This is a genomic window from Thiofaba sp. EF100 (assembly GCF_039822285.1).
Taxonomy (GTDB): Bacteria; Pseudomonadota; Gammaproteobacteria; order Halothiobacillales; family Halothiobacillaceae; genus Thiofaba.
Genome location: NZ_JBAJEY010000002.1, coordinates 172,053 through 189,260, shown reverse-complemented (window position 1 = coordinate 189,260; position 17,208 = coordinate 172,053). Strand labels below are relative to the sequence as shown.

The 17,208-nt window shown below is 68.7% G+C and carries 20 protein-coding genes; 3 read left to right on the top strand and 17 right to left on the bottom strand.

All coding sequences use genetic code 11. The features are described 5' to 3' along the window. The first annotated feature begins 13 nt into the window (after positions 1 to 13). From V6D91_RS05255 to V6D91_RS05245, 3 genes are all read left to right on the top strand, one after another. Positions 14 to 376, top strand: coding sequence for a roadblock/LC7 domain-containing protein (locus V6D91_RS05255; protein WP_347318411.1), 363 nt, complete (start codon positions 14 to 16; stop codon positions 374 to 376). A 97-nt stretch (positions 377 to 473) separates the two neighbouring features. Then, positions 474 to 986, top strand: a complete 513-nt coding sequence (locus V6D91_RS05250) for a PAS domain-containing protein (protein ID WP_347318410.1) — start codon at positions 474 to 476, stop codon at positions 984 to 986. Between the two features lies 1 nt (position 987). Beyond that, entirely contained in the window at positions 988 to 1,743 is a 756-nt protein-coding gene (locus V6D91_RS05245) for a phosphate/phosphite/phosphonate ABC transporter substrate-binding protein (protein WP_347318408.1), read from the top strand. 125 nt (positions 1,744 to 1,868) lie between these two features. On the opposite strand, the gene der is transcribed toward V6D91_RS05245, so the two are convergent. The 17 genes from der to cysE all read right to left on the bottom strand — a co-directional run bounded on the left by der (position 1,869) and on the right by cysE (position 17,206). Next, the gene (gene der / locus V6D91_RS05240; protein ID WP_347318406.1) at positions 1,869 to 3,290 is read right to left on the bottom strand and encodes a ribosome biogenesis GTPase Der; all 1,422 of its coding nucleotides are present in this window, start codon (positions 3,288 to 3,290) and stop codon (positions 1,869 to 1,871) included. Positions 3,291 to 3,358: 68 nt separating this feature from the next. Beyond that, positions 3,359 to 4,672 carry a hypothetical protein gene (locus V6D91_RS05235; RefSeq protein WP_347318404.1) on the bottom strand — a complete coding sequence of 438 codons (1,314 nt, stop codon included), beginning with the start codon at positions 4,670 to 4,672 and terminating at the stop codon, positions 3,359 to 3,361. Positions 4,673 to 4,696: 24 nt separating this feature from the next. Continuing rightward, positions 4,697 to 5,842, bottom strand: a complete 1,146-nt coding sequence (gene bamB / locus V6D91_RS05230) for an outer membrane protein assembly factor BamB (protein ID WP_347318402.1) — start codon at positions 5,840 to 5,842, stop codon at positions 4,697 to 4,699. 10 nt (positions 5,843 to 5,852) lie between these two features. Then, positions 5,853 to 6,509 carry a tetratricopeptide repeat protein gene (locus V6D91_RS05225; protein WP_347318401.1) on the bottom strand — a complete coding sequence of 219 codons (657 nt, stop codon included), beginning with the start codon at positions 6,507 to 6,509 and terminating at the stop codon, positions 5,853 to 5,855. Positions 6,510 to 6,660: 151 nt separating this feature from the next. Further along, the gene (gene hisS / locus V6D91_RS05220; RefSeq protein WP_347318399.1) at positions 6,661 to 7,944 is read right to left on the bottom strand and encodes a histidine--tRNA ligase; all 1,284 of its coding nucleotides are present in this window, start codon (positions 7,942 to 7,944) and stop codon (positions 6,661 to 6,663) included. Positions 7,945 to 8,014: 70 nt separating this feature from the next. After that, complete coding sequence (gene ispG / locus V6D91_RS05215) at positions 8,015 to 9,118, bottom strand: flavodoxin-dependent (E)-4-hydroxy-3-methylbut-2-enyl-diphosphate synthase (RefSeq protein WP_347318398.1); 1,104 nt, start codon at positions 9,116 to 9,118, stop codon at positions 8,015 to 8,017. Positions 9,119 to 9,121: 3 nt separating this feature from the next. Continuing rightward, a complete protein-coding gene (locus tag V6D91_RS05210; RefSeq protein WP_347318396.1) occupies positions 9,122 to 10,006 on the bottom strand; it encodes a helix-turn-helix domain-containing protein in 885 nt (294 codons plus the stop codon). After that, positions 10,003 to 10,761: a type IV pilus biogenesis/stability protein PilW gene (gene pilW, locus V6D91_RS05205; RefSeq protein WP_347318394.1), complete on the bottom strand. Its 759-nt coding sequence runs from the start codon at positions 10,759 to 10,761 to the stop codon at positions 10,003 to 10,005. Before pilW ends, V6D91_RS05210 begins: the two co-directional genes overlap by 4 nt. Beyond that, positions 10,761 to 11,873 carry a 23S rRNA (adenine(2503)-C(2))-methyltransferase RlmN gene (gene rlmN / locus V6D91_RS05200; RefSeq protein WP_347318392.1) on the bottom strand — a complete coding sequence of 371 codons (1,113 nt, stop codon included), beginning with the start codon at positions 11,871 to 11,873 and terminating at the stop codon, positions 10,761 to 10,763. Before rlmN ends, pilW begins: the two co-directional genes overlap by 1 nt. 23 nt (positions 11,874 to 11,896) lie before the next feature. Then, positions 11,897 to 12,322 (bottom strand): nucleoside-diphosphate kinase, encoded by a 426-nt coding sequence (gene ndk / locus V6D91_RS05195; RefSeq protein ID WP_347318390.1) that lies wholly within the window; start codon positions 12,320 to 12,322, stop codon positions 11,897 to 11,899. A 286-nt stretch (positions 12,323 to 12,608) separates the two neighbouring features. Next, positions 12,609 to 12,803, bottom strand: a complete 195-nt coding sequence (gene iscX, locus V6D91_RS05190; RefSeq protein WP_347318388.1) for a Fe-S cluster assembly protein IscX — start codon at positions 12,801 to 12,803, stop codon at positions 12,609 to 12,611. 1 nt (position 12,804) lies between these two features. Continuing rightward, entirely contained in the window at positions 12,805 to 13,143 is a 339-nt protein-coding gene (fdx, locus tag V6D91_RS05185) for an ISC system 2Fe-2S type ferredoxin (RefSeq protein ID WP_347318386.1), read from the bottom strand. Between the two features lie 4 nt (positions 13,144 to 13,147). Then, positions 13,148 to 15,052: a Fe-S protein assembly chaperone HscA gene (gene hscA / locus V6D91_RS05180; protein ID WP_347318384.1), complete on the bottom strand. Its 1,905-nt coding sequence runs from the start codon at positions 15,050 to 15,052 to the stop codon at positions 13,148 to 13,150. 7 nt (positions 15,053 to 15,059) lie between these two features. After that, positions 15,060 to 15,539 (bottom strand): Fe-S protein assembly co-chaperone HscB, encoded by a 480-nt coding sequence (hscB, locus tag V6D91_RS05175; protein ID WP_347318382.1) that lies wholly within the window; start codon positions 15,537 to 15,539, stop codon positions 15,060 to 15,062. 2 nt (positions 15,540 to 15,541) lie between these two features. After that, positions 15,542 to 15,865: an iron-sulfur cluster assembly protein IscA gene (iscA, locus tag V6D91_RS05170; RefSeq protein ID WP_347318380.1), complete on the bottom strand. Its 324-nt coding sequence runs from the start codon at positions 15,863 to 15,865 to the stop codon at positions 15,542 to 15,544. A gap of 5 nt (positions 15,866 to 15,870) precedes the next feature. Further along, positions 15,871 to 16,362, bottom strand: coding sequence for a Fe-S cluster assembly transcription factor (locus tag V6D91_RS05165; protein WP_347318379.1), 492 nt, complete (start codon positions 16,360 to 16,362; stop codon positions 15,871 to 15,873). A gap of 58 nt (positions 16,363 to 16,420) precedes the next feature. Next, on the bottom strand, positions 16,421 to 17,206 hold the full coding sequence (gene cysE, locus V6D91_RS05160; protein ID WP_347318377.1) for a serine O-acetyltransferase: 786 nt from the start codon (positions 17,204 to 17,206) through the stop codon (positions 16,421 to 16,423). Between the last annotated feature and the right edge of the window lie 2 nt (positions 17,207 to 17,208).

Genomic DNA, 17,208 nt, shown 5'->3' with positions numbered 1-17,208 from the left:
AAGGACGAAACCCATGCGCGCTGACATGCTGACCTCCATTCTCTCCGAGCTGAATGGCTCCTCGGCCGACATCGAGGCCTCAGCCATTGTCTCCACCGACGGCCTGATGATGGCCGCCCTGCTGCCCGCGGGTATGGACGAGGACCGGGTGGGCGCGATGAGCGCGGCGCTTCTCTCCCTGGGGGACCGCACGGCGAAGGAGCTGGCCCGCGGCGGTCTGGAGCAGGTGCTGATCAAGGGGGATAAGGGCTACATCCTGATGACCCACGCCGGGGAGGATGCGGTGCTGACCGTGCTGGCCAAGCCGCAGGCCAAGCTTGGCCTGATCTTCCTCGACGTGAAGCGGGCCGCCGAGGCGGTCACCAAGGTCATCTAAACGACCGGTCGAGCCTTCCCGTCCTGTACCGGGGCGGGATTGATTCCTGCTTTTCTCCGGGCATGCTGCGGGCATGCCTTTCCCGAGGATCCGTAAGATGCTCAAGGACATGCAGCCGGCGTTTGTCGCCGGCCCGTATCGCGAGTACACCCTGAACCTCTACGGCGTTGGGCCGCGCAAGCTGCTGGTCACCGACGAGGAGGTGCCCTATCCGGACGGCAAGCTGATCGTCTCCCGCACCGACACGCGAGGCATCATCACCCACTGTAACCAGTCCTTCGTCGATATGTCAGGTTACACCCGTGAGGAATTGCTGGGGGCTGAACACAGCATCCTCCGCCATCCGGACATGCCCGCCGTGGCCTTCAAGGGGCTGTGGGACGACGTCGAGGCCGGCAAGATCTGGCACGGCTACGTGAAGAACCTGCGCAAGGACGGCAAGTTCTACTGGGTCTATGCCACCGTCATCCCCAACGTGCGGGAGGGCAAGGTGGTGGGCTACACCTCGGTGCGCCGCAAGCCCTCGCGCAGCAAGATCAAGGCCTCGATCGAGCTCTACAAGCAGCTCAAGCTTGCGGAAGGCAGCCGCTGGGAAGGCCCGGAGGAGTGATATGGATACCGTCTACCAACTGACCGTCAGCCCCGATTTCACCCCGGACCACATCTCCGGCTGGTACATCTTCAACACCTGGCTGCAGCGCAACCTCGGTCTGCACATCCACCTGGAGATGTACGACAGCTTCGAGGCCCAGCGTGCGGCCATCCGTGCGGACCGGGTGGACCTGATCTACGCCAACCCCTTCGATGCCTCCATGCTGGTGCGCGAGAAGGGGTTCCGCGCCGTGGCCCGCCCGCTCGGCATCGCCGACGAATGCGTGATCGCGGTGCCGGCCGACAGCCCGGTACAGCACGTCGAGGACCTTACGCCCGGGGTGCGGGTGGTGAGCACCGACGACCCGGACATCCACCTGGTCGGCATGATCATGCTGGAGCCGGCCGACCTCAACAAGACCAATGTCCAGGCGGTGACCGCCGATGGTTACGTGCTGGTGGCCAAGGCCCTGCTCAAGGGTGAGGCGGATGTGGGCTTCTTCCTCAAGGACGCCTGGGATGGCCTCTCCAAGGTGGTGCGCAAGCAGCTGCGCCCGCTGGTGGTCAGCCAGATCTCCGACATCCAGCATGCCTTCCTGGTCGGCCCGCGTTTGATGGACAGCGCGGAGGAGATCCAGGACCTGCTCGTGCGCATGGGCGGGCTCGAGAAAGGCTCCGGTGTGCTCGAGGCCCTCGGCTTCCAGGGCTGGGAGGCGGTCGACCATGAGGAGACGGAGTTCATGATCGACCTGATGGATACCCTCAAGGCCGAATAACCCTCAAGGGCGGCGAACCCTCCACGCACTCATCGCGGCGGGGCGCCGCTCCTACAGCTCGGCGGTGTAGGAGGCCCGCCCCGGGCCGATCATGGCTCCCTCAGAGGGCCACGAGAAGCCCGCTCCTATTTCCCCTCGCGCCGCCCCTTGTTCTTCGCCAGCCGGCGCTCCCGCTTCTCCTTCAGGTGCTCCATCAGCGACTTGGTGTTGCGCCGCTGCTCAGGCTGGTAGGGGTTCTCGTCCGTCTTGAACTCCAGCCGCACCGGGGTGGCGTACAGCTTGAACTGGTCGCGGAAGAACTTTTCCAGATAGCGCTTGTAGGCCCCCGGCAGGCGGTCGGTCTGCTTGCCGTGGATGACGATGGTGGGCGGGAAGCGGCCGCCCTGGTGGGCATAGCGCAGCTTGATCCGGCGGCCGTTGACCAGCGGCGGTTGGTGCTTGAACTGCGCCACCTCCAGCGCCTCGGTGAGCCTGGGGGTGGAGAGCTTGATGCCGGCCGAGGCGTGCGCCTTTTCGACCTTGTCCATCAACAGGCCGACGTTGGAGCCGTGCAGGGCGGAGATGAACAGGGTCTCGGCGTAGTCGACGAAGGCCAGGCGGCGGTCGAGCTCGGCCTTGACCCGCTCGCGGTGATCCGGGGTGAGGCCATCCCACTTGTTGACCGCGACGATCAGGGCACGGCCGCGTTCGATGACGAAGCCGAGCAGATGCAGGTCCTGGTCGACGATGCCCTCACGTGCGTCCAGCACCAGCACCACCACCTGCGCGGCGTCGATGGCCTGCAGGGTCTTCACCACGCTGAACTTCTCGATCATGTCGTTCACCCGGCCGCGCCGGCGCACGCCGGCGGTGTCGATCAGGGTGACCGGCTTGCCGTGGTGCTCGAAGGGGATGAAGACCGAGTCGCGCGTGGTGCCCGGCATGTCCATGGTCACCATGCGCTCCTCGCCGAGCAGGCGGTTGACCAGGGTGGACTTGCCCACGTTCGGGCGGCCGATGATGGCGACCTTCATGCCGGCGGCGTCGATGGCGTCGTCGTCCAGCGCCTCGGGGGCCGGGGGCAGCTGGGCCAGGACGCGCTCGGTCAACCCCTGCAGGCCGCGGCCATGGGCAGCGACCAGGTAGACCGGCTCCCCCAGGCCAAGCTGGCTGAACTCGCCGAGCACCGTCGCCTCGTTGGCGCCGTCCATCTTGTTGGTGACCAGCAGGATGGGCTTGTTCTTGCGCCTAAGCTGCTCCGCCACCTGCTCGTCAGCGGCGGTGAGCCCCGCGCGCGCGTCGACCAGGAACAGCACCACATCGGCCTCGTCCACCGCACGCCAGGTCTGCTCGGCCATGCGCGCATCGAGCACGGCCTCCTCGCCGGACAGGCCGCCGGTGTCGATGACGATGACCTCGCGCTCAGCAAGGCGCGCGCTGCCATACTTGCGGTCGCGGGTGAGGCCCGGCAGGTCGGCGACGAGGGCGTCGCGCGAGCGGGTCAGCTGGTTGAAGAGGGTGGACTTGCCGACGTTCGGTCGGCCCACCAGGGCAATGACGGGTTTCATGCGTGGATTCGCTCGGTACGCGCCGGGAGATGTCCGGCGCCATGTTGTGGATTATGCGGCATGAATGTTCAGTCCATGCCGTCGGAATTCAATGGTGCGCCCAGCACCTCCTCCAGCACCATTGGGCGGCCCGAGAGGGTCAGGGCACCGTCCCACAGGGTGAGGGCGCCGCGCAGCATGGTGCCATCGTCCACCAGGATGTGCTGTTCCTCGAGGGCGGACAAGAGGCGCTCCGCCCCCGCCGTATCCTGTACCCAGCGGCTGGCGCAAAGCAGTTGCACGGCCACGGGGCGCGCCAGACCGAGGCGCAGGTCCAGGTGCAGGCGGCGCAGGCCGGTCGGGGCATCGCGGCCGCGCAGCAGGCCCTCGAGATCGAGCCGGCCGGAGGGTTGCTCGAGGGTGAGGCGTTCCAGCACGATCTCCCCCTCCCCCAGCGCGAGGCCGAGGCGGTCCAGCTGACGACGCAGGCGCGGCGGGTCGTTCAGGCGCAGGGCGCGCCGATCGAGGCTCGCGCGCAGGGCAGTCCAGTCCACATCCCGCCAGCGCATGGCCCCATCGAGCCTGCCCAAGACTTGGCCGCCCCGCACGCTGGTCCAACGCAGTTCCAGACGGTCCTGGCTGTCCAGGGTCAGGTCCAGCCAGGGCTGCTCGATCAGCCAGGCCCCCTCGCCTCGCCCGAAGGCCGCGCGCCGGGCATCGAGCCCGACGACGCCGGCCAGCCCATCCTCCTGCCTTTCCAGCCTCAGCCGCAGGTCCACCTCGGCCAGGCGGAGCTCACCTGCGCGCGTGGTCAGCAGCAGGCCGGGCAGGCGGGTCTCGCCGATCAGGCTCACCAGATCGCGGCGGAGTCCATCCATGGATTCCGCCCTGAGGGGGCCCCCTTGCGGTGACCCAGCGCCGTCCGGAACGGCGTTGATTTCGATCCGCACCTCGCCCAGCTTGTCGGGGGTCTTGCCTGTCAGGCGCCAGAGGCACAGCCGGGTGCGGCCGAGCAGGTCGATTTTAAGGCGCAGCTCGAGCCGCTCGCCCGGGGGGAAGGGCACGATCCCGCCCTGCTCCGGCCAGGGAATGCGGGCCGAGAGCCAGCCGAAGCCACCCTCGCCCAGCCAGGGGCCGTGGCGCAGGTTCACCTCGAGGGGGATCGGATCGCGCAGCCCCGCGTGCGTGAGCAGGATCTTCGCCCGGGCATCCCGCCAGCCCCGCGCATAGGCTTCGAGCGTTGCCTGCGCCTGCAGACTGCGGGACAGTTCGGCCAGCACGCCGGGCAGGGCCTGCTCCGCGAGCTTGCCGGTCTGGCGCGGCACAAGCCAGGCGAGCAGGGCCAAAAGCAGAAGCCCCCAGAGCGGCAACGCCCAGGGGGCCAACAGGTGCGACCTCGACACGATGATTCAGCGCGCAGGAAGGCCTCAAGGCGAGGTGGGGGCGCGGGCGCTCACGGCAACCAGCCGTCCATCGCGCCCCTGCACGTACAGGCGCTCGCCGTCGGTGCGCGGTGCAGCGGTCAGCGCGCTGCTGACCGGGCGCAGGCGGGCCAGCAGGCGGCCGTCTTCGGCTGACAGCCAGTGCAGGTAGCCCTCGCGGTCCCCCACCACGACCATGCCGTCCACCACGGTCGGGCCGGTCACGCCGCGGTGCAGCAGGGCATCCTGGGTCCACAGCGACTTGCCGCTGCGCTTGTCGACGGCCATCACCGCGCCACGCGCGTCGGTCAGGTACAGCGCACCGCGGTCCTGTGCCAGGTCGCTGAAGCCGGACAGCTCGCGCGCCCAGAGGGTCTGGGCGGTGGCCGCATCGATCGCCACCAGACGGCCCTGATAGGCCAGGGCATAGAGCACGCCGCGGTCGAGCAGCGGGGTGCTGTCCACGTCCACCATGCGCTCGACCTCGGAGCGGCCCTTGGGCAGGGCGACGTTGAGGGTAAACAGCTTGCGTCCGTTGGCCAGGGCATAGGCGCTCAGCTCGCCGTTGTCGAAGCCTGCGATCACCGCATCCTCGAGCAGCAGCGGGCGGCTGGTGCCCTGGAGGGAGAGCGGCGGCACGGGGCGGGTGTCTGCCCACAGGCGTTCGCCATTCGCCGCGTCGAGCACCAGCAGGCGGCCATCCAGGCCACGCAGGGCGACGCGACCCGCACCGGCTACCGCCGGGGCATAGGCCAGGCTGCCGGTCTCCACGCGCCAGCGCGGCTCGCCGGTGGCGAGCTCCAGGGCCGCCAGTTCGCCCTTGCGGCCGCTGACAAGCACCAGACCCATGCCGCCGCCCACGCCGCCGCTGACGGCGAAGCCGACCTCCCGCCGCCAGCGCAGGGTGCCGCTGGTAGCGTCGAAGGCGCTCACCTGGCCGCGCACGTCCACCGCGACCACCAGGCCTTCGGCGACGAACGGAGCCAGGCTGAGCAGCCCGCTGCCATCCGCGCTGCCGGCCGAGGCGGACCAGACCTCACGTGGGGTGAAGCTGGACTGGATATCGGCCAGCTTGGTGGGCGGTTCGACATGGTCACGCTTGCCGCTGCAGCCGCCCAAGGCGACCGCGAGGGCGAGGGCGAGGAGCCCCATGGACAGCCATTCAGTTCGTTTGGACAGCCGCGCCATCGGTGGACCCTCCCAGATCATCACGCTTGATTCGGATCAGGCCGGTCTCTTGCCCCTGCAGGGTGGCCTGGGCCAGCGCGGCGTCATAGGCCTTGCGCGCCTCCTCAAGCCGGCCCAGGGACACCAGCACGTCGCCGCGCAGGGTGTCGGCCTCGGCGCGGAAGGCGTCCGGCAGCTTGCCTTCGAGCTGCCGCAGGGCCGCCTCGGCATGGCCCTCCCCCCACTCCAGGCGCGCGAGGCGCAGGCTGGCGAGGGTGCGCACCGACTCGTCCCGCGCATGGGCGGTCAGGTGCTGCAGGCGGGCGCGTGCCGCATCCGCTTGGCCGCCCTCGACCTCGATGCGCGCGAGCGCGAGGCCGGCCAGGTCGGCATAGGTGCTACCGGCAAATTCGTTCAGCAGGCGTTCGGCAGCGGGGCGGGCCTCGGCCGGGGCCTGGTCCAGCTTGGCCAGGAGTTCGGCATAGACCTGGCCGGCCAGGTGGGCGCGCGCCTCCTGGCGTGCCTGCCACCACTGCCAGCCAAGGACGAGGGCCACCGCCAGCAGCAGGCCGGCGATGACCGCCTTGCCGTTCTCGCGCCACCAGCGCTTGAGCGCCTCGACCTGTTCTTCTTCGTGGATGTCAACGGCCACGGGCCTTACTCCTGCAACTCAAGTACGGTCTGAATTTTTGCTTCTCCCCTCCCCCTCGATGGGGAGGAGCTGGGGGAGAGGGTGATGGCCCGTTGAGACTTAGCCCCCTCTCCCTAACCCTCCCCCACCAGGGGGGAGGGGACGTGCCCCATTAGCCAAACAACCTGGCGCGCAATATCTCGGCCAGCGCATCGAGGGCGATGGCCTCCTGCTCGCCCTCACCTCGCAGCGGCTTGAGCTGGGCTACCCCTTGGCGCACCTCATCCTCACCCAGCACCACCGCGAAGGCCGCACCGGACTTGTCGGCGCGCTTGAACTGGGCCTTGAAGCCGCCGCCGCCGGCGTTGTTCTGCAAGCGCAACCCGGGGAGCTGGTCGCGCAACCGTTCGGCCAGCACCAGGGCCTCGCGCTCGGCGTCCGCCCCCAGCGAGACCAGGTAGACATGCGGGGCGGCGGCCTGCGCCTGGGCCTCGCCGAAGCCCTCACCCAGCAGGGCCAGGAGCCGTTCGAGGCCGATGGCGAAGCCCGCCGCCGGGGTGGGCGATCCGCCGAGCTGGCTCACCAGGCCATCGAACCGGCCGCCCGCGCAGATGGTGCCCTGGGCGCCCAGGCGCGTGGTCACCCATTCAAACACGGTCTTGTTGTAGTAATCCAGCCCGCGCACGAGGTTGGGGTTGACCTCGTAGCGGATGCCCGCGGCATGCAGCAGGTCGCACAGGCGGAGGAAGTCGGCGCGGGACTCTTCGTCCAGGTGCTCGTCCAGACGCGGGGCGTCCTGCAACACCGCGCGCACCTCCGGATTCTTGGAGTCCAGCACCCGCAGCGGGTTGGTCTCGAGCCTGCGGCGGCTGTCCTCGTCCAGCCGGTCGTGATGCTGACGCAGGTAGGCGACCAGGTGCTCGCGGTACTTGGCGCGCGCCTCGTTGGAGCCGAGGGTGTTGATCTCAAGTTTGACCTCGTCGGCCAGCCCAAGCTCGCGCCACAGGCGGGCGGCCATCAGGATCAGTTCGGCGTCGAGCTCCGGGGTCGCCATGCCGAAGGTCTCCACCCCGAGCTGGTGGAACTGGCGGTAACGCCCTTTCTGCGGGCGCTCGTGGCGGAACATCGGGCCCATGTACCACAGGCGCTGCTGCTGGTTGTGCAGCAGGCCGTGCTCCAGGCAGGCGCGCACGCAGGAGGCGGTGCCTTCGGGGCGCAGGGTCAGGCTCTCGCCGTTGCGATCCTCGAAGGTGTACATCTCCTTCTCGACGATGTCGGTGACCTCGCCGATGGAGCGCTTGAACAGGGCGGTCTGCTCGACCACGGGGGTGCGGATCTCACGGTAGCCGTAGGCCGCCATCAGCTCGCGCAGGATGGCCTCCAGGCGTTGCCAGCCCGGGGTCTCGTGCGGCAGGGCGTCGTGCATGCCGCGGATGGATTGAATGTGCTTGCTCATGGTCGTTGTGCCTTGTAGGAGCGGCGCCTCGCCGCGATACGCGTCGCGGCGAGGCGCCGCTCCTACCATGTCAATGTTCAGCGGCGTCCTTGGCCTGTTTCTCCGCCACCTTGGCGCGGATGGTGCGCTCGAGCTCGTCCACCAGGTGTTCGTTCTCGACCTTGTGGTGCGGTATGCCGTCGATGTAGAGCAGGTTGGGCTTGCCGCCGGTGAGCCCCACGGCCACCTCGCGCGCCTCGCCCGGGCCGTTGACCACGCAGCCGATCACTGCCACATCGAGCGGGGTGTCGATGTCCTCCAGCCGCTGCTCCAGCAGGTTGACGGTCTTGATCACGTCGAACTGCTGGCGCGAGCAGGAGGGACAGGCGATCAGGTTGATCCCGCGCGAGCGTAGGTGCAGGCTCTTGAGGATATCCCAGCCGACCTTGATCTCCTCCACCGGGTCGGCGGCGAGCGACACGCGCAGGGTGTCGCCGATCCCCTCGGCGAGCAAAAGGCCTAGGCCAATGGCGGACTTCACCGCCCCGGCGCGCGCGCCACCGGCCTCGGTGATCCCGAGGTGCAGCGGCTGCTCGATCTGTTTGGCGAGCAGGCGGTAGGCCTCCACGGTAAGAAAGACGTCCGAGGCCTTGAGGCTGACCTTGAAGTCCGGGAAGTTCAGCCGTTCGAGGATCTCGACGTGGCGCAGGGCGGACTCGACCAGGGCCTCGGGCGTGGGCTCGCCGTACTTCTCCTGCAGGTCCTTCTCCAAGGAGCCCGCGTTGACCCCGATGCGGATGGGGATGCCCTTGTCACGCGCGGCCTCGACCACCGCCCGCACCCGATCCTCACGGCCGATGTTGCCCGGGTTGATGCGCAGGCAGTCCACCCCGAGCTCGGCCACCCGCAGGGCGATGCGGTGGTCGAAATGGATGTCGGCGATCAGCGGAAAGCAGCCGACCCGCCGCTTGATCTCGCCAAAGGCCTCGGCGGCCGTAAGGCTCGGTACCGAGACACGCACGATGTCGGCCCCGGCCTGCTTGAGCGCCAGGATCTGCGCGACCGTGGCGGCGACATCGCAGGTCTCGGTATTGGTCATGCTCTGCACGCTGATCGGGGCATCGCCGCCGACCGGTACCTTGCCGACCATGATCTGGCGTGATTTGCGCCGCGGGATCACGTGGGTGAACTGCATGGATCAGCCTCCGAGCCGGGCGATGAAGGCCTTGCCATTCGGCCGCCCATACGGCGCCAGATCGACCGGCTTGCCATCGAGGCTGAGGGTCACCGCCTCCGCCCGCCCGATCACGACCTGGAAGGGCCGAGCGCCATCGAGCTGGCGGGTGCTGCCCGGCTTGAGTACGCCCTCGAACAGCACCTTACCTGCGGCGTCCTTGACCTGGACCCAGCTCTCGGTCTTGTCGGCACGCAGCTCCAGGCCGAGGGTCGGTGTAGGTTCAGCCACTGGCGGGGTCGGGGTGGGGGCTGAGACCTCTCCGACCACGGGGGCGGGCGTTGCTTCAGCGCTTGCGGCCGGCGGCGGGGGCGGCTCGATGGCGAGCGGGATGGCGGGCGCCACCGGCAGCGTGGTGGTGGCTGGCGCGGGGGGCAGCCCCGTCACGCTGGGTGTGGGCTCGGAAATCGATTCAATCCAGGTGTTGGGCAAGAGCGACGCACCATAAAACCCCAAGGCCACCACCCCCAGGATGAGCCCGCCCGCGAGCCACGGCCAGCGTCGCCCGCCCTCGGGGGGGGACTTCATCGTTTCGATCGGCGGGGTGCTGCGCAGGGGCGCCGGTTCGGTCGTGCCGACCAGGCGCTGATGGGCCCGCAGCAGGGCGCCCTCATCGAGCGCAAGATTGAGCGCCAGCCGGCGCAGGTAGCCCCGCACGTAGACCGGGGCGGGCAGGGCGGCAAGGTTCTCGGCCTCCAGCGCCTCGATCAGGCGGACATCCAGGTTCAGCTGGCGCGCCAGTGCGGCCGGCGTGAGTCCTTGTGCCTCGCGGGCCTTGCGCAGCATCTCCCCCAGCCCGGCGTGTTCGCCCAGCCCCGTTGCAGCATCATCCATGGTCGATGAACTCACCTTGGCATCTCCCCGAGGCGACGGGCCTCGTCGGAATCAGGAAACTTGCCGCGCAGGAGCAGCTCGTAATGCGCCTGCGCCTGGCGCTGTCCCAGCGCCTGTTCGATGCGCGCCCCGAGCAGCAGGCTCGCGGGGTCCTGCGGGGCCAGGTCGTGGTAGCGCTTGAGGCTCTCCCGCGCCTGCATGGCCTCGCCACGTTCGAACTGGGTCTGTGCGAGCTGGAGCCAGGCCGAGGCCAGACGGGGGTTGAGCTGCACCGCCTTGCGCAGCGCCGTCTCGGCCTCGGTCAGCTGGCCGGCCTGACGGCGACACTGGCCGATGTTTGACCAGGCGAATTCGGGGGTGGCGTAGAGCGGGTTGCCAAGCGCCTGTTCGAGCATCGCCACCCCCTCGTCGGTGTGCTTGAGGCGGCAGAGGAAGGCGCCGTAGTTGTTGCGCGCCTCGGAGTCCTTCGGGTCAAGCTCGATGGCGCGGCGGAAGTGGCGGTCGGCGGCCTCCGTCTCGCCCAGGACGTCCTGCAGCAGGGCATTGGCGTGTTGCACCAGGGCCGATTTCGGGTCCTGCTCCAGTGCGCGGGCGAGTTTCTCCGCGGCGGCCTGCTTCTGCCCGCGCTGCAGGTAGCCCAGCCCCAGCTGGACGTTGATCTGTGCCGCGCGGGCGTTGTCGGACGGGGGCTCGTCCCGCGCAGGGCTGGAGCTGCAGCCCGTCAGCACGGCCACGAGGAGGGGGGCGGCGAGCCAGGCTGGGCGGGCCATCAGGACGCGGGCCTCAGCGCCATGCGCTCCAGCCGTTCGGCACGGCGGGCGCGGTCCTCCACCTCGCCGACCAGCTGGCCGCAGGCGGCGTCGATGTCATCTCCGCGCGTGCGGCGCGGGATGGTGGTGATGTTGGCGGCCTCCAGGCGGCGCATGAAGCGGTCGATGCGCTCGTTGCTCGAACGCTGGTAGCCGGACTGCGGGAACGGGTTGAACGGGATCAGGTTGACCTTGGCCGGGCGGCCGCGCAACAGCTCGATCAGCTCCTCGGCGTGCCGGTCGGTGTCGTTCACGTCATGAAGCATCACGTATTCGTAGGTGATGCTGCCGGTGGGGGCATTCGGCGCGTAGGCATCGCAGGCGGCCATCAGCTCCTTGAGTGGATACTTCTGGTTGAGCGGCACCAGCACGTCGCGCAGGGCATCGTTCGGCGCGTGCAGGGAGACGGCGAGCGAGACGTCCACTCGCTCCTGCAGGCGCGCCATGGCCGGCACCACGCCGGAGGTGCTGACCGTCACCCGGCGTTTGGACAGGCCGAAGGCGTTGTCCTCCATCATGATCTCGGCGGCATCGACCACCGCCTCGAAGTTGAGCAGGGGTTCGCCCATGCCCATGAATACGATGTTGCTGATCTTGCGCTCGGAAGGCAGCAGGGTGTCCACCAGCCGGTGCTCGGCCATCCACAGCTGGGCGACGATCTCGGCCGCGCTCATGTTGCGGTTGAAGCCCTGCCGCCCGGTGGAGCAGAAGGTGCAGGCCAGCGCGCAGCCGACCTGGGAGGAGACACACAGCGTGGCCCGCTCCCGTTCGGGGATGTAGACCATCTCCACGCTGTTGCCTGAATCGAGGCGCAGCACCCACTTGATCGTCCCGTCGCGGGATCGCTGCTCGTGCTGCACCTCAGGAATGCGGATTTCGGCGACCTGCGCGAGCTTCTCGCGCAGGGCCTTGGACAGATCGCTCATGGCGGCGAAGTCCGTCACGCCGCGCTGGTGAATCCACTTCATCACCTGCACGGCGCGGAAGGGCTTCTCGCCCATCTCGACGAAAAACTGTTCGAGCTTGCCCTTCGGCAGGCCGAGCAGGTTGATCTTGTCGCCGCTTGCGATCATGCCCACGAGGGATCGTCCAGCGTTCAGCGCGGGCAGATTTCGTTCGCCTTGAAGAAGAAGTCGATCTCGATCTTCGCGTTCTCCAGGCTGTCGGAACCGTGCACGGCGTTGGCGTCGATGCTGTCGGCGAAGTCGGCGCGGATGGTGCCCGGGGCGGCCTTCTTCGGGTCGGTGGCGCCCATCAGGTCGCGGTTCTTGGCGACGGCATCCTCACCCTCCAGCACCTGGATCATGACCGGGCCGGAGATCATGAAGCTGACCAGCTCGCCGAAGAAGGGACGCTCCTTGTGCACGGCGTAGAAGCCTTCAGCCTGCTCGCGGGTCAGATGCATCATCTTGGCGGCGACGATCTTGAGGCCAGCGTTCTCGAAACGGCTGTAAATGGCGCCGATCACGTTCTTGGCGACGGCATCGGGCTTGATGATGGAAAGGGTGCGTTCAACGGCCATGGTCTAGGGACTCCGGAAAGAATGGTCAAGAAACTTGAACCCGCCATTGTATGCGGGTTGACTCGCCTGATAAAGGGAATGTATGGGCGCCCCGATCCCATGAGCCTGTTGGATTCCCCCCGGTGTAGGAGCGGCGCCCTCGCCGCGACAAGCTACCATGCGCAAGCGTCGGCCCGAGGGCGGGCCTCCTACAACCCGGCAGGGCGAAGGAGGATGCCTCTGCATGCTGCGTTTTCACCTTGCGCGAGCGTTGCAGACGATCATGCGATGGCCCAAGTGTGGGCGCTCAGCCCCGCTCGTCGATCCAGGCCATCTGGATTGCTTCGAGGATCTTCTCGTTGGATTTCTCCGGGTCACCGGTGAAGCCCGGCAGGGCCAGCACCCAGGCGTGCAGGTCGGTAAAACGCACCCACTGCGGATCGACCTCCGGGTGGGCCTCATCGAGCGCGATGGCGATGTCCTCGATGTCGGTCCAGTTCATCTCAGTGACCCTCCGAGGCCAGGTTGATGGTGTACTTCGGGATCTCGACCACAAGGTCGGTCTCGCCCACCATCGCCTGGCAGGACAAGCGCGAGTCAGGCTCCAGCCCCCAGGCCTTGTCGAGCATGTCGTCCTCGCACTCGGACGGTGGCTCCAGGCTCTCGCCCCCCTCGCGCACCCAGACGTGGCAGGTGGTGCAGGCGCAGGATTTCTCGCAGGCGTGCTCGATGTCGATGTCGTGCGCGAGCGCGGCATCGAGGATGGTGGTGCCGGGCTCGGCCTCGACCACCGCGCCCTCGGGGCACAGGCGTTCGTGGGGCAGGAAGATGATGCGTGGCATGGCGTTACTTACCTTGGCTGTATTCGTTGGCCACCTCGCCGAGGCTGTGGCCGGCGAGCGCGGTGCGGACCGCCCGGTTCATGCGCCGCTCGACAAACGGCAGGGCGGCACTTTCGAGCTGGCCGATGGCCTCGACGATGGCATCCGGGTCCTCGCCCTCGATGGCGCGGGCGAGCAGTTCGCGCGCGCCATCGACGATCGGACGGTCGATCTCGGTCAACAGGTCGCCGTCCGCGGCGATGGCGGCGTCGATCGCCTCCAGGCTGCGCCGCCCCTCGACCCGCGCCTCGCGCAGGCGGCGTGCGGCGATGTCCTCGCTGGCATGCTCGAAGGAGTCGCGCAGCATGCGCTCGATCGCCTCCTCGGTGAGGCCGTAGGAGGGCTTGACCTGGATCTCGGCGGACACGCCCGAGGTCTTCTCCCGGGCACTGACGGTCAACAGGCCGTCGGCGTCGACCTGGAAGGTCACCCGCACCCGCGCCTTGCCCGCCACCATCGGCGGGATGCCGCGCAGGGTGAAGCGGGCGAGCGAGCGGCAGCCCTCGACCGTGTCGCGCTCGCCCTGCAGCACGTGCAGGGTCATGGCGGTCTGACCGTCCTTGAAGGTGGTGAACTCCTGCGCGCGGGCCACCGGCAGGGTGGTGTTGCGCGGGATGATGTGCTCGACCAGCCCGCCCATGGTCTCGATCCCGAGCGAGAGTGGGATGACGTCCAAGAGCAGCATCTCGTCGGCCGGCTTGTTGCCGGCTAGCACGTCGGCCTGCAACGCCGCGCCCAGGGCGACGACCTTGTCCGGGTCGATGTCGGTCAAGACCTCGCGGCCGAAGAAGGCGCTCACCCGCTCGCGCACCCTGGGGGTGCGGGTGGCGCCGCCGACCATCACCACCTCCTGGATGTCGGCGGTGCTCAGGCCGGCGTCGCGCAGGGCCTGCTCACAGGCGGCGAGGGTGCGCTCGATCAGCGGGTCGGCCAGGGTGTTGAACTCGGCGCAGGTCAGACAGCCCTGCCAGAGGGTCTCGCCGCGCAGGGTCAGCTTGGCGCAGGCCTGCTCCTTGCCGCTCAGGTCCTCCTTGATGGCGCAGGCGGTGCGGCTGATCTGGCGCGCCTCGCTGGCGGCAAGCCAGGTGCCTTCCGCCACGCTGAGCCCCGCGCGCTCCATCAGCCACACGGCCACGGCCTGGTCGAAATCGTCGCCGCCGAGCTGAGTGTCGCCGCCGGTGGCCAGCACCTCGAACACCCCACGGCTCAGGCGCAGGATGGAGATGTCGAAGGTGCCGCCGCCCAGGTCGTACACCGCAATCAGCCCCTCGGCCTGGCGGTCGAGCCCGTAGGCCAGCGCGGCGGCGGTCGGCTCGTTCAAGAGGCGCAGCACGTGCAGGCCGGACAGGCGTGCGGCATCGCGGGTGGCCTGGCGCTGGGCTTCGTCGAAATAGGCCGGCACGGTGATGACCGCGCCAGTGAGCTCCCCGCCCAGCCGCGCCTCCGCGCGGGCCTTGAGGGCCTTGAGGATCTCCGCGGAGATCTCCACCGCGCTCAGGGGGCCGCGCGGGGTGGCCATGCGCGGCACGGCATCCTCGCCCTCGATGAAGCGGTAGGGCGGGCGCGGCTGCATCTGGCGCACGTCGTCCATGCCACGTCCCATCAGGCGCTTGATCGAGAGGAAGGTGTGTTCGGGATCGCTTGCGGCGCGCGCCTTGGCCTCGCGCCCCACCGTGATCGCGCCATCCTCCGCCACGTGCACCGCCGAGGGCAGGATGACCTCGCCGGCCTCGTCCGCCAGGCACTCCGGCACGCCGTTGATGACCGAGGCGACCAGCGAGTTGGTGGTGCCGAGGTCAATGCCGATCGCCAGGCGGCGGGCATGCGGGGCGGGGGTCTGGCCGGGTTCGGCGATCGTCAGCAGGGCCATGGGGTGCTCAGCGGGGGAGTTGTTCGAGGAAGCGCGCCAGAAACTGCAGGCGCTGGAGCAGGCGGCGGGCCTCGGCCAGGTCACCACCGTCGATGGCCTGGTCGAGCGCGGCCCAGGTCGTGTCCCACAACCCTTGGACCTCCGCACGCAGGCGGGCCCGGGTCGCCTCATCCTGCGCCGTGTCGAGGGCCTCGCGCAGTTCCATCTGCTGCATGAGGAAGGCGGGGTCCTGCAGCGTCTCGGCCTCATCCGTCGCCCCGCCGCGCAGTTCCAGCAGGTGGCTGGCCCGGCGGAGCGGATCGGCCAGGATGGCGTGGGCATCGTTGATGTCGGCCGCGCGCTGCACGGCGAGCCGGCGCTCCAGGCTGCTGGCAAGGCTGAAGCGGTCGGGGTGGAACTGGGCGCGCAGGCGGGCAAAACGCTCGGCGAGCTGGGCTTCGTCGATGTCCAGGGCGGGGGTGAAGCCGAAGAGCTCGAAGGCGTTCATGATCAGACGGTGAAGCTCTCGCCGCAGCCGCAGGAGTCCTTCACGTTCGGGTTGTTGAACTTGAGCCCGACGTTCAGGCCCTCGCGCACCAGGTCCAGTTCCGAGCCATCGAGGTGGAGCAGGCCCTTGGGGTCGGTGACCACGGTCACGCCATGGCTCTCGAACACGACGTCCTCCGGGCGGATCTCGTCGGCATACTCGAGCACATAGGACAGCCCCGAGCAGCCGGAAGGTTTGACCCCGACCCGCAGCCCGATCCCCTTGCCGCGGCGGGCGAGGTAGTCCTTGACGTAGTTCGCGGCCTTCTCGGTCAGGGTAATGCTCATGCGGCTCAGGCCTCGCTGTGAATGGGCACGATTCGGCGCTCGTCGGTGTCGCCGAAGCGCATGCGCAGGTCCTGCTGCTCGGCGATCTCCAGCACGTCGCGGCGTTGCATCAGGGACTCCAGGGTGATGCCGGAGAGGAAGGCATGGATCTGGCTCGTCAGGTCGGTCCACAGGTCATGGGTGAGGCACTTGGTGTGGTCCTGGCAGTCACCCTTGCCTTCGCAGCGGCGGACGTCGAGCGACTCGTCCACCGCGGAGATGACCTCGGCCACGTTGATCTGCGAGGCGGGGCGGCCGAGATTGTAGCCGCCACCCGGGCCGCGGGTGCTGGCCACGAGGCCGCGGCGGCGCAGCTGGGCGAACAGCTGCTCCAGGTAGGAGAGAGAGATGCCCTGGCGCTCGGCGATGTCCGCGAGCGTGATGGGTCCGTGGCCCTGATGCAGGGCGAGGTCAAGAATGGCGGTCACCGCGTAGCGGCCCTTGGTGGTCAGGCGCATGGCCGTCTCCAGCTCGAAATGTTCAACAACGGATAGGATACAATCCCAAGCCAGAAGGTCAACTATTTGTCCCTGTTTTTGATGGGGCATTGTCCGGGCCACCTTCCGACAGGCCCACCTCGTCCAAGGGCGGCAGTGCTCCGGTCTCGACCTCGCCTCCCATCGCCCGCACCTGGGCGGAGAGCTGCTCGACCCGGGCATCCAGCACCTGGATGTGGTCGAGCATGCAGTTGATCGCATGCGCCACGGGGTCAGGCATGTCCTGCGCCACGCCGTAGGCGTCGAAGCCGAGCTTTTGCGCCATCGCCTCGCGTTTGCGGTCTGCCTCGCCGCGCTGCTGCACCACCCGGCCGGGGATGCCGACCACGGTGGCGCCGGGCGGCACGTCCTTGAGCACCACCGCGTTCGAGCCCACCCGGCAGCCCGCGCCCAAGGTGATCGGACCGAGGATCTTCGCCCCGGCGCCGATCACCACGTTGTCCTCCAGGGTGGGGTGGCGCTTGCCCTCCTTCCAGCTGGTGCCGCCGAGGGTCACGCCGTGATAGACGGTGCAGTCGTCGCCGATCTCGGCGGTCTCGCCGATCACCACGCCCATGCCGTGGTCGATGAAGAAGCGGCGGCCGATCCTGGCCCCGGGGTGGATCTCGATCCCGGTCAGCCAGCGGCCGAGGGTGGAGAGCCAACGCGCCAGCCAGCGCAGCCGGCGTTGCCACAGCCAGTGGCTTACGCGGTGCAGCCACACGGCATGCAGGCCAGGGTAGGTGGTCAGCACCTCGAAGGCGTTGCGGGCGGCGGGGTCGCGCGCATAGACGCTGCGGATGTCTTCGCGGATGCGGTCGAACATGG

What these genes read in the sequence shown, in the direction of transcription:
- V6D91_RS05255 (WP_347318411.1), top strand. Translation starts at nt 14, where the DNA reads ATGCGCGCTGACATGCTGACCTCCATTCTCTCCGAGCTGAATGGCTCC.
- V6D91_RS05250 (WP_347318410.1), top strand. Translation starts at nt 474, where the DNA reads ATGCTCAAGGACATGCAGCCGGCGTTTGTCGCCGGCCCGTATCGCGAG.
- V6D91_RS05245 (WP_347318408.1), top strand. Translation starts at nt 988, where the DNA reads ATGGATACCGTCTACCAACTGACCGTCAGCCCCGATTTCACCCCGGAC.
- der (WP_347318406.1), bottom strand. Translation starts at nt 3,290, where the DNA reads ATGAAACCCGTCATTGCCCTGGTGGGCCGACCGAACGTCGGCAAGTCC.
- bamB (WP_347318402.1), bottom strand. Translation starts at nt 5,842, where the DNA reads ATGGGGCTCCTCGCCCTCGCCCTCGCGGTCGCCTTGGGCGGCTGCAGC.
- hisS (WP_347318399.1), bottom strand. Translation starts at nt 7,944, where the DNA reads ATGAGCAAGCACATTCAATCCATCCGCGGCATGCACGACGCCCTGCCG.
- ispG (WP_347318398.1), bottom strand. Translation starts at nt 9,118, where the DNA reads ATGCAGTTCACCCACGTGATCCCGCGGCGCAAATCACGCCAGATCATG.
- pilW (WP_347318394.1), bottom strand. Translation starts at nt 10,761, where the DNA reads ATGGCCCGCCCAGCCTGGCTCGCCGCCCCCCTCCTCGTGGCCGTGCTG.
- rlmN (WP_347318392.1), bottom strand. Translation starts at nt 11,873, where the DNA reads ATGATCGCAAGCGGCGACAAGATCAACCTGCTCGGCCTGCCGAAGGGC.
- ndk (WP_347318390.1), bottom strand. Translation starts at nt 12,322, where the DNA reads ATGGCCGTTGAACGCACCCTTTCCATCATCAAGCCCGATGCCGTCGCC.
- iscX (WP_347318388.1), bottom strand. Translation starts at nt 12,803, where the DNA reads ATGAACTGGACCGACATCGAGGACATCGCCATCGCGCTCGATGAGGCC.
- fdx (WP_347318386.1), bottom strand. Translation starts at nt 13,143, where the DNA reads ATGCCACGCATCATCTTCCTGCCCCACGAACGCCTGTGCCCCGAGGGC.
- hscA (WP_347318384.1), bottom strand. Translation starts at nt 15,052, where the DNA reads ATGGCCCTGCTGACGATCGCCGAACCCGGCCAGACCCCCGCCCCGCAT.
- hscB (WP_347318382.1), bottom strand. Translation starts at nt 15,539, where the DNA reads ATGAACGCCTTCGAGCTCTTCGGCTTCACCCCCGCCCTGGACATCGAC.
- iscA (WP_347318380.1), bottom strand. Translation starts at nt 15,865, where the DNA reads ATGAGCATTACCCTGACCGAGAAGGCCGCGAACTACGTCAAGGACTAC.
- V6D91_RS05165 (WP_347318379.1), bottom strand. Translation starts at nt 16,362, where the DNA reads ATGCGCCTGACCACCAAGGGCCGCTACGCGGTGACCGCCATTCTTGAC.
- cysE (WP_347318377.1), bottom strand. Translation starts at nt 17,206, where the DNA reads ATGTTCGACCGCATCCGCGAAGACATCCGCAGCGTCTATGCGCGCGAC.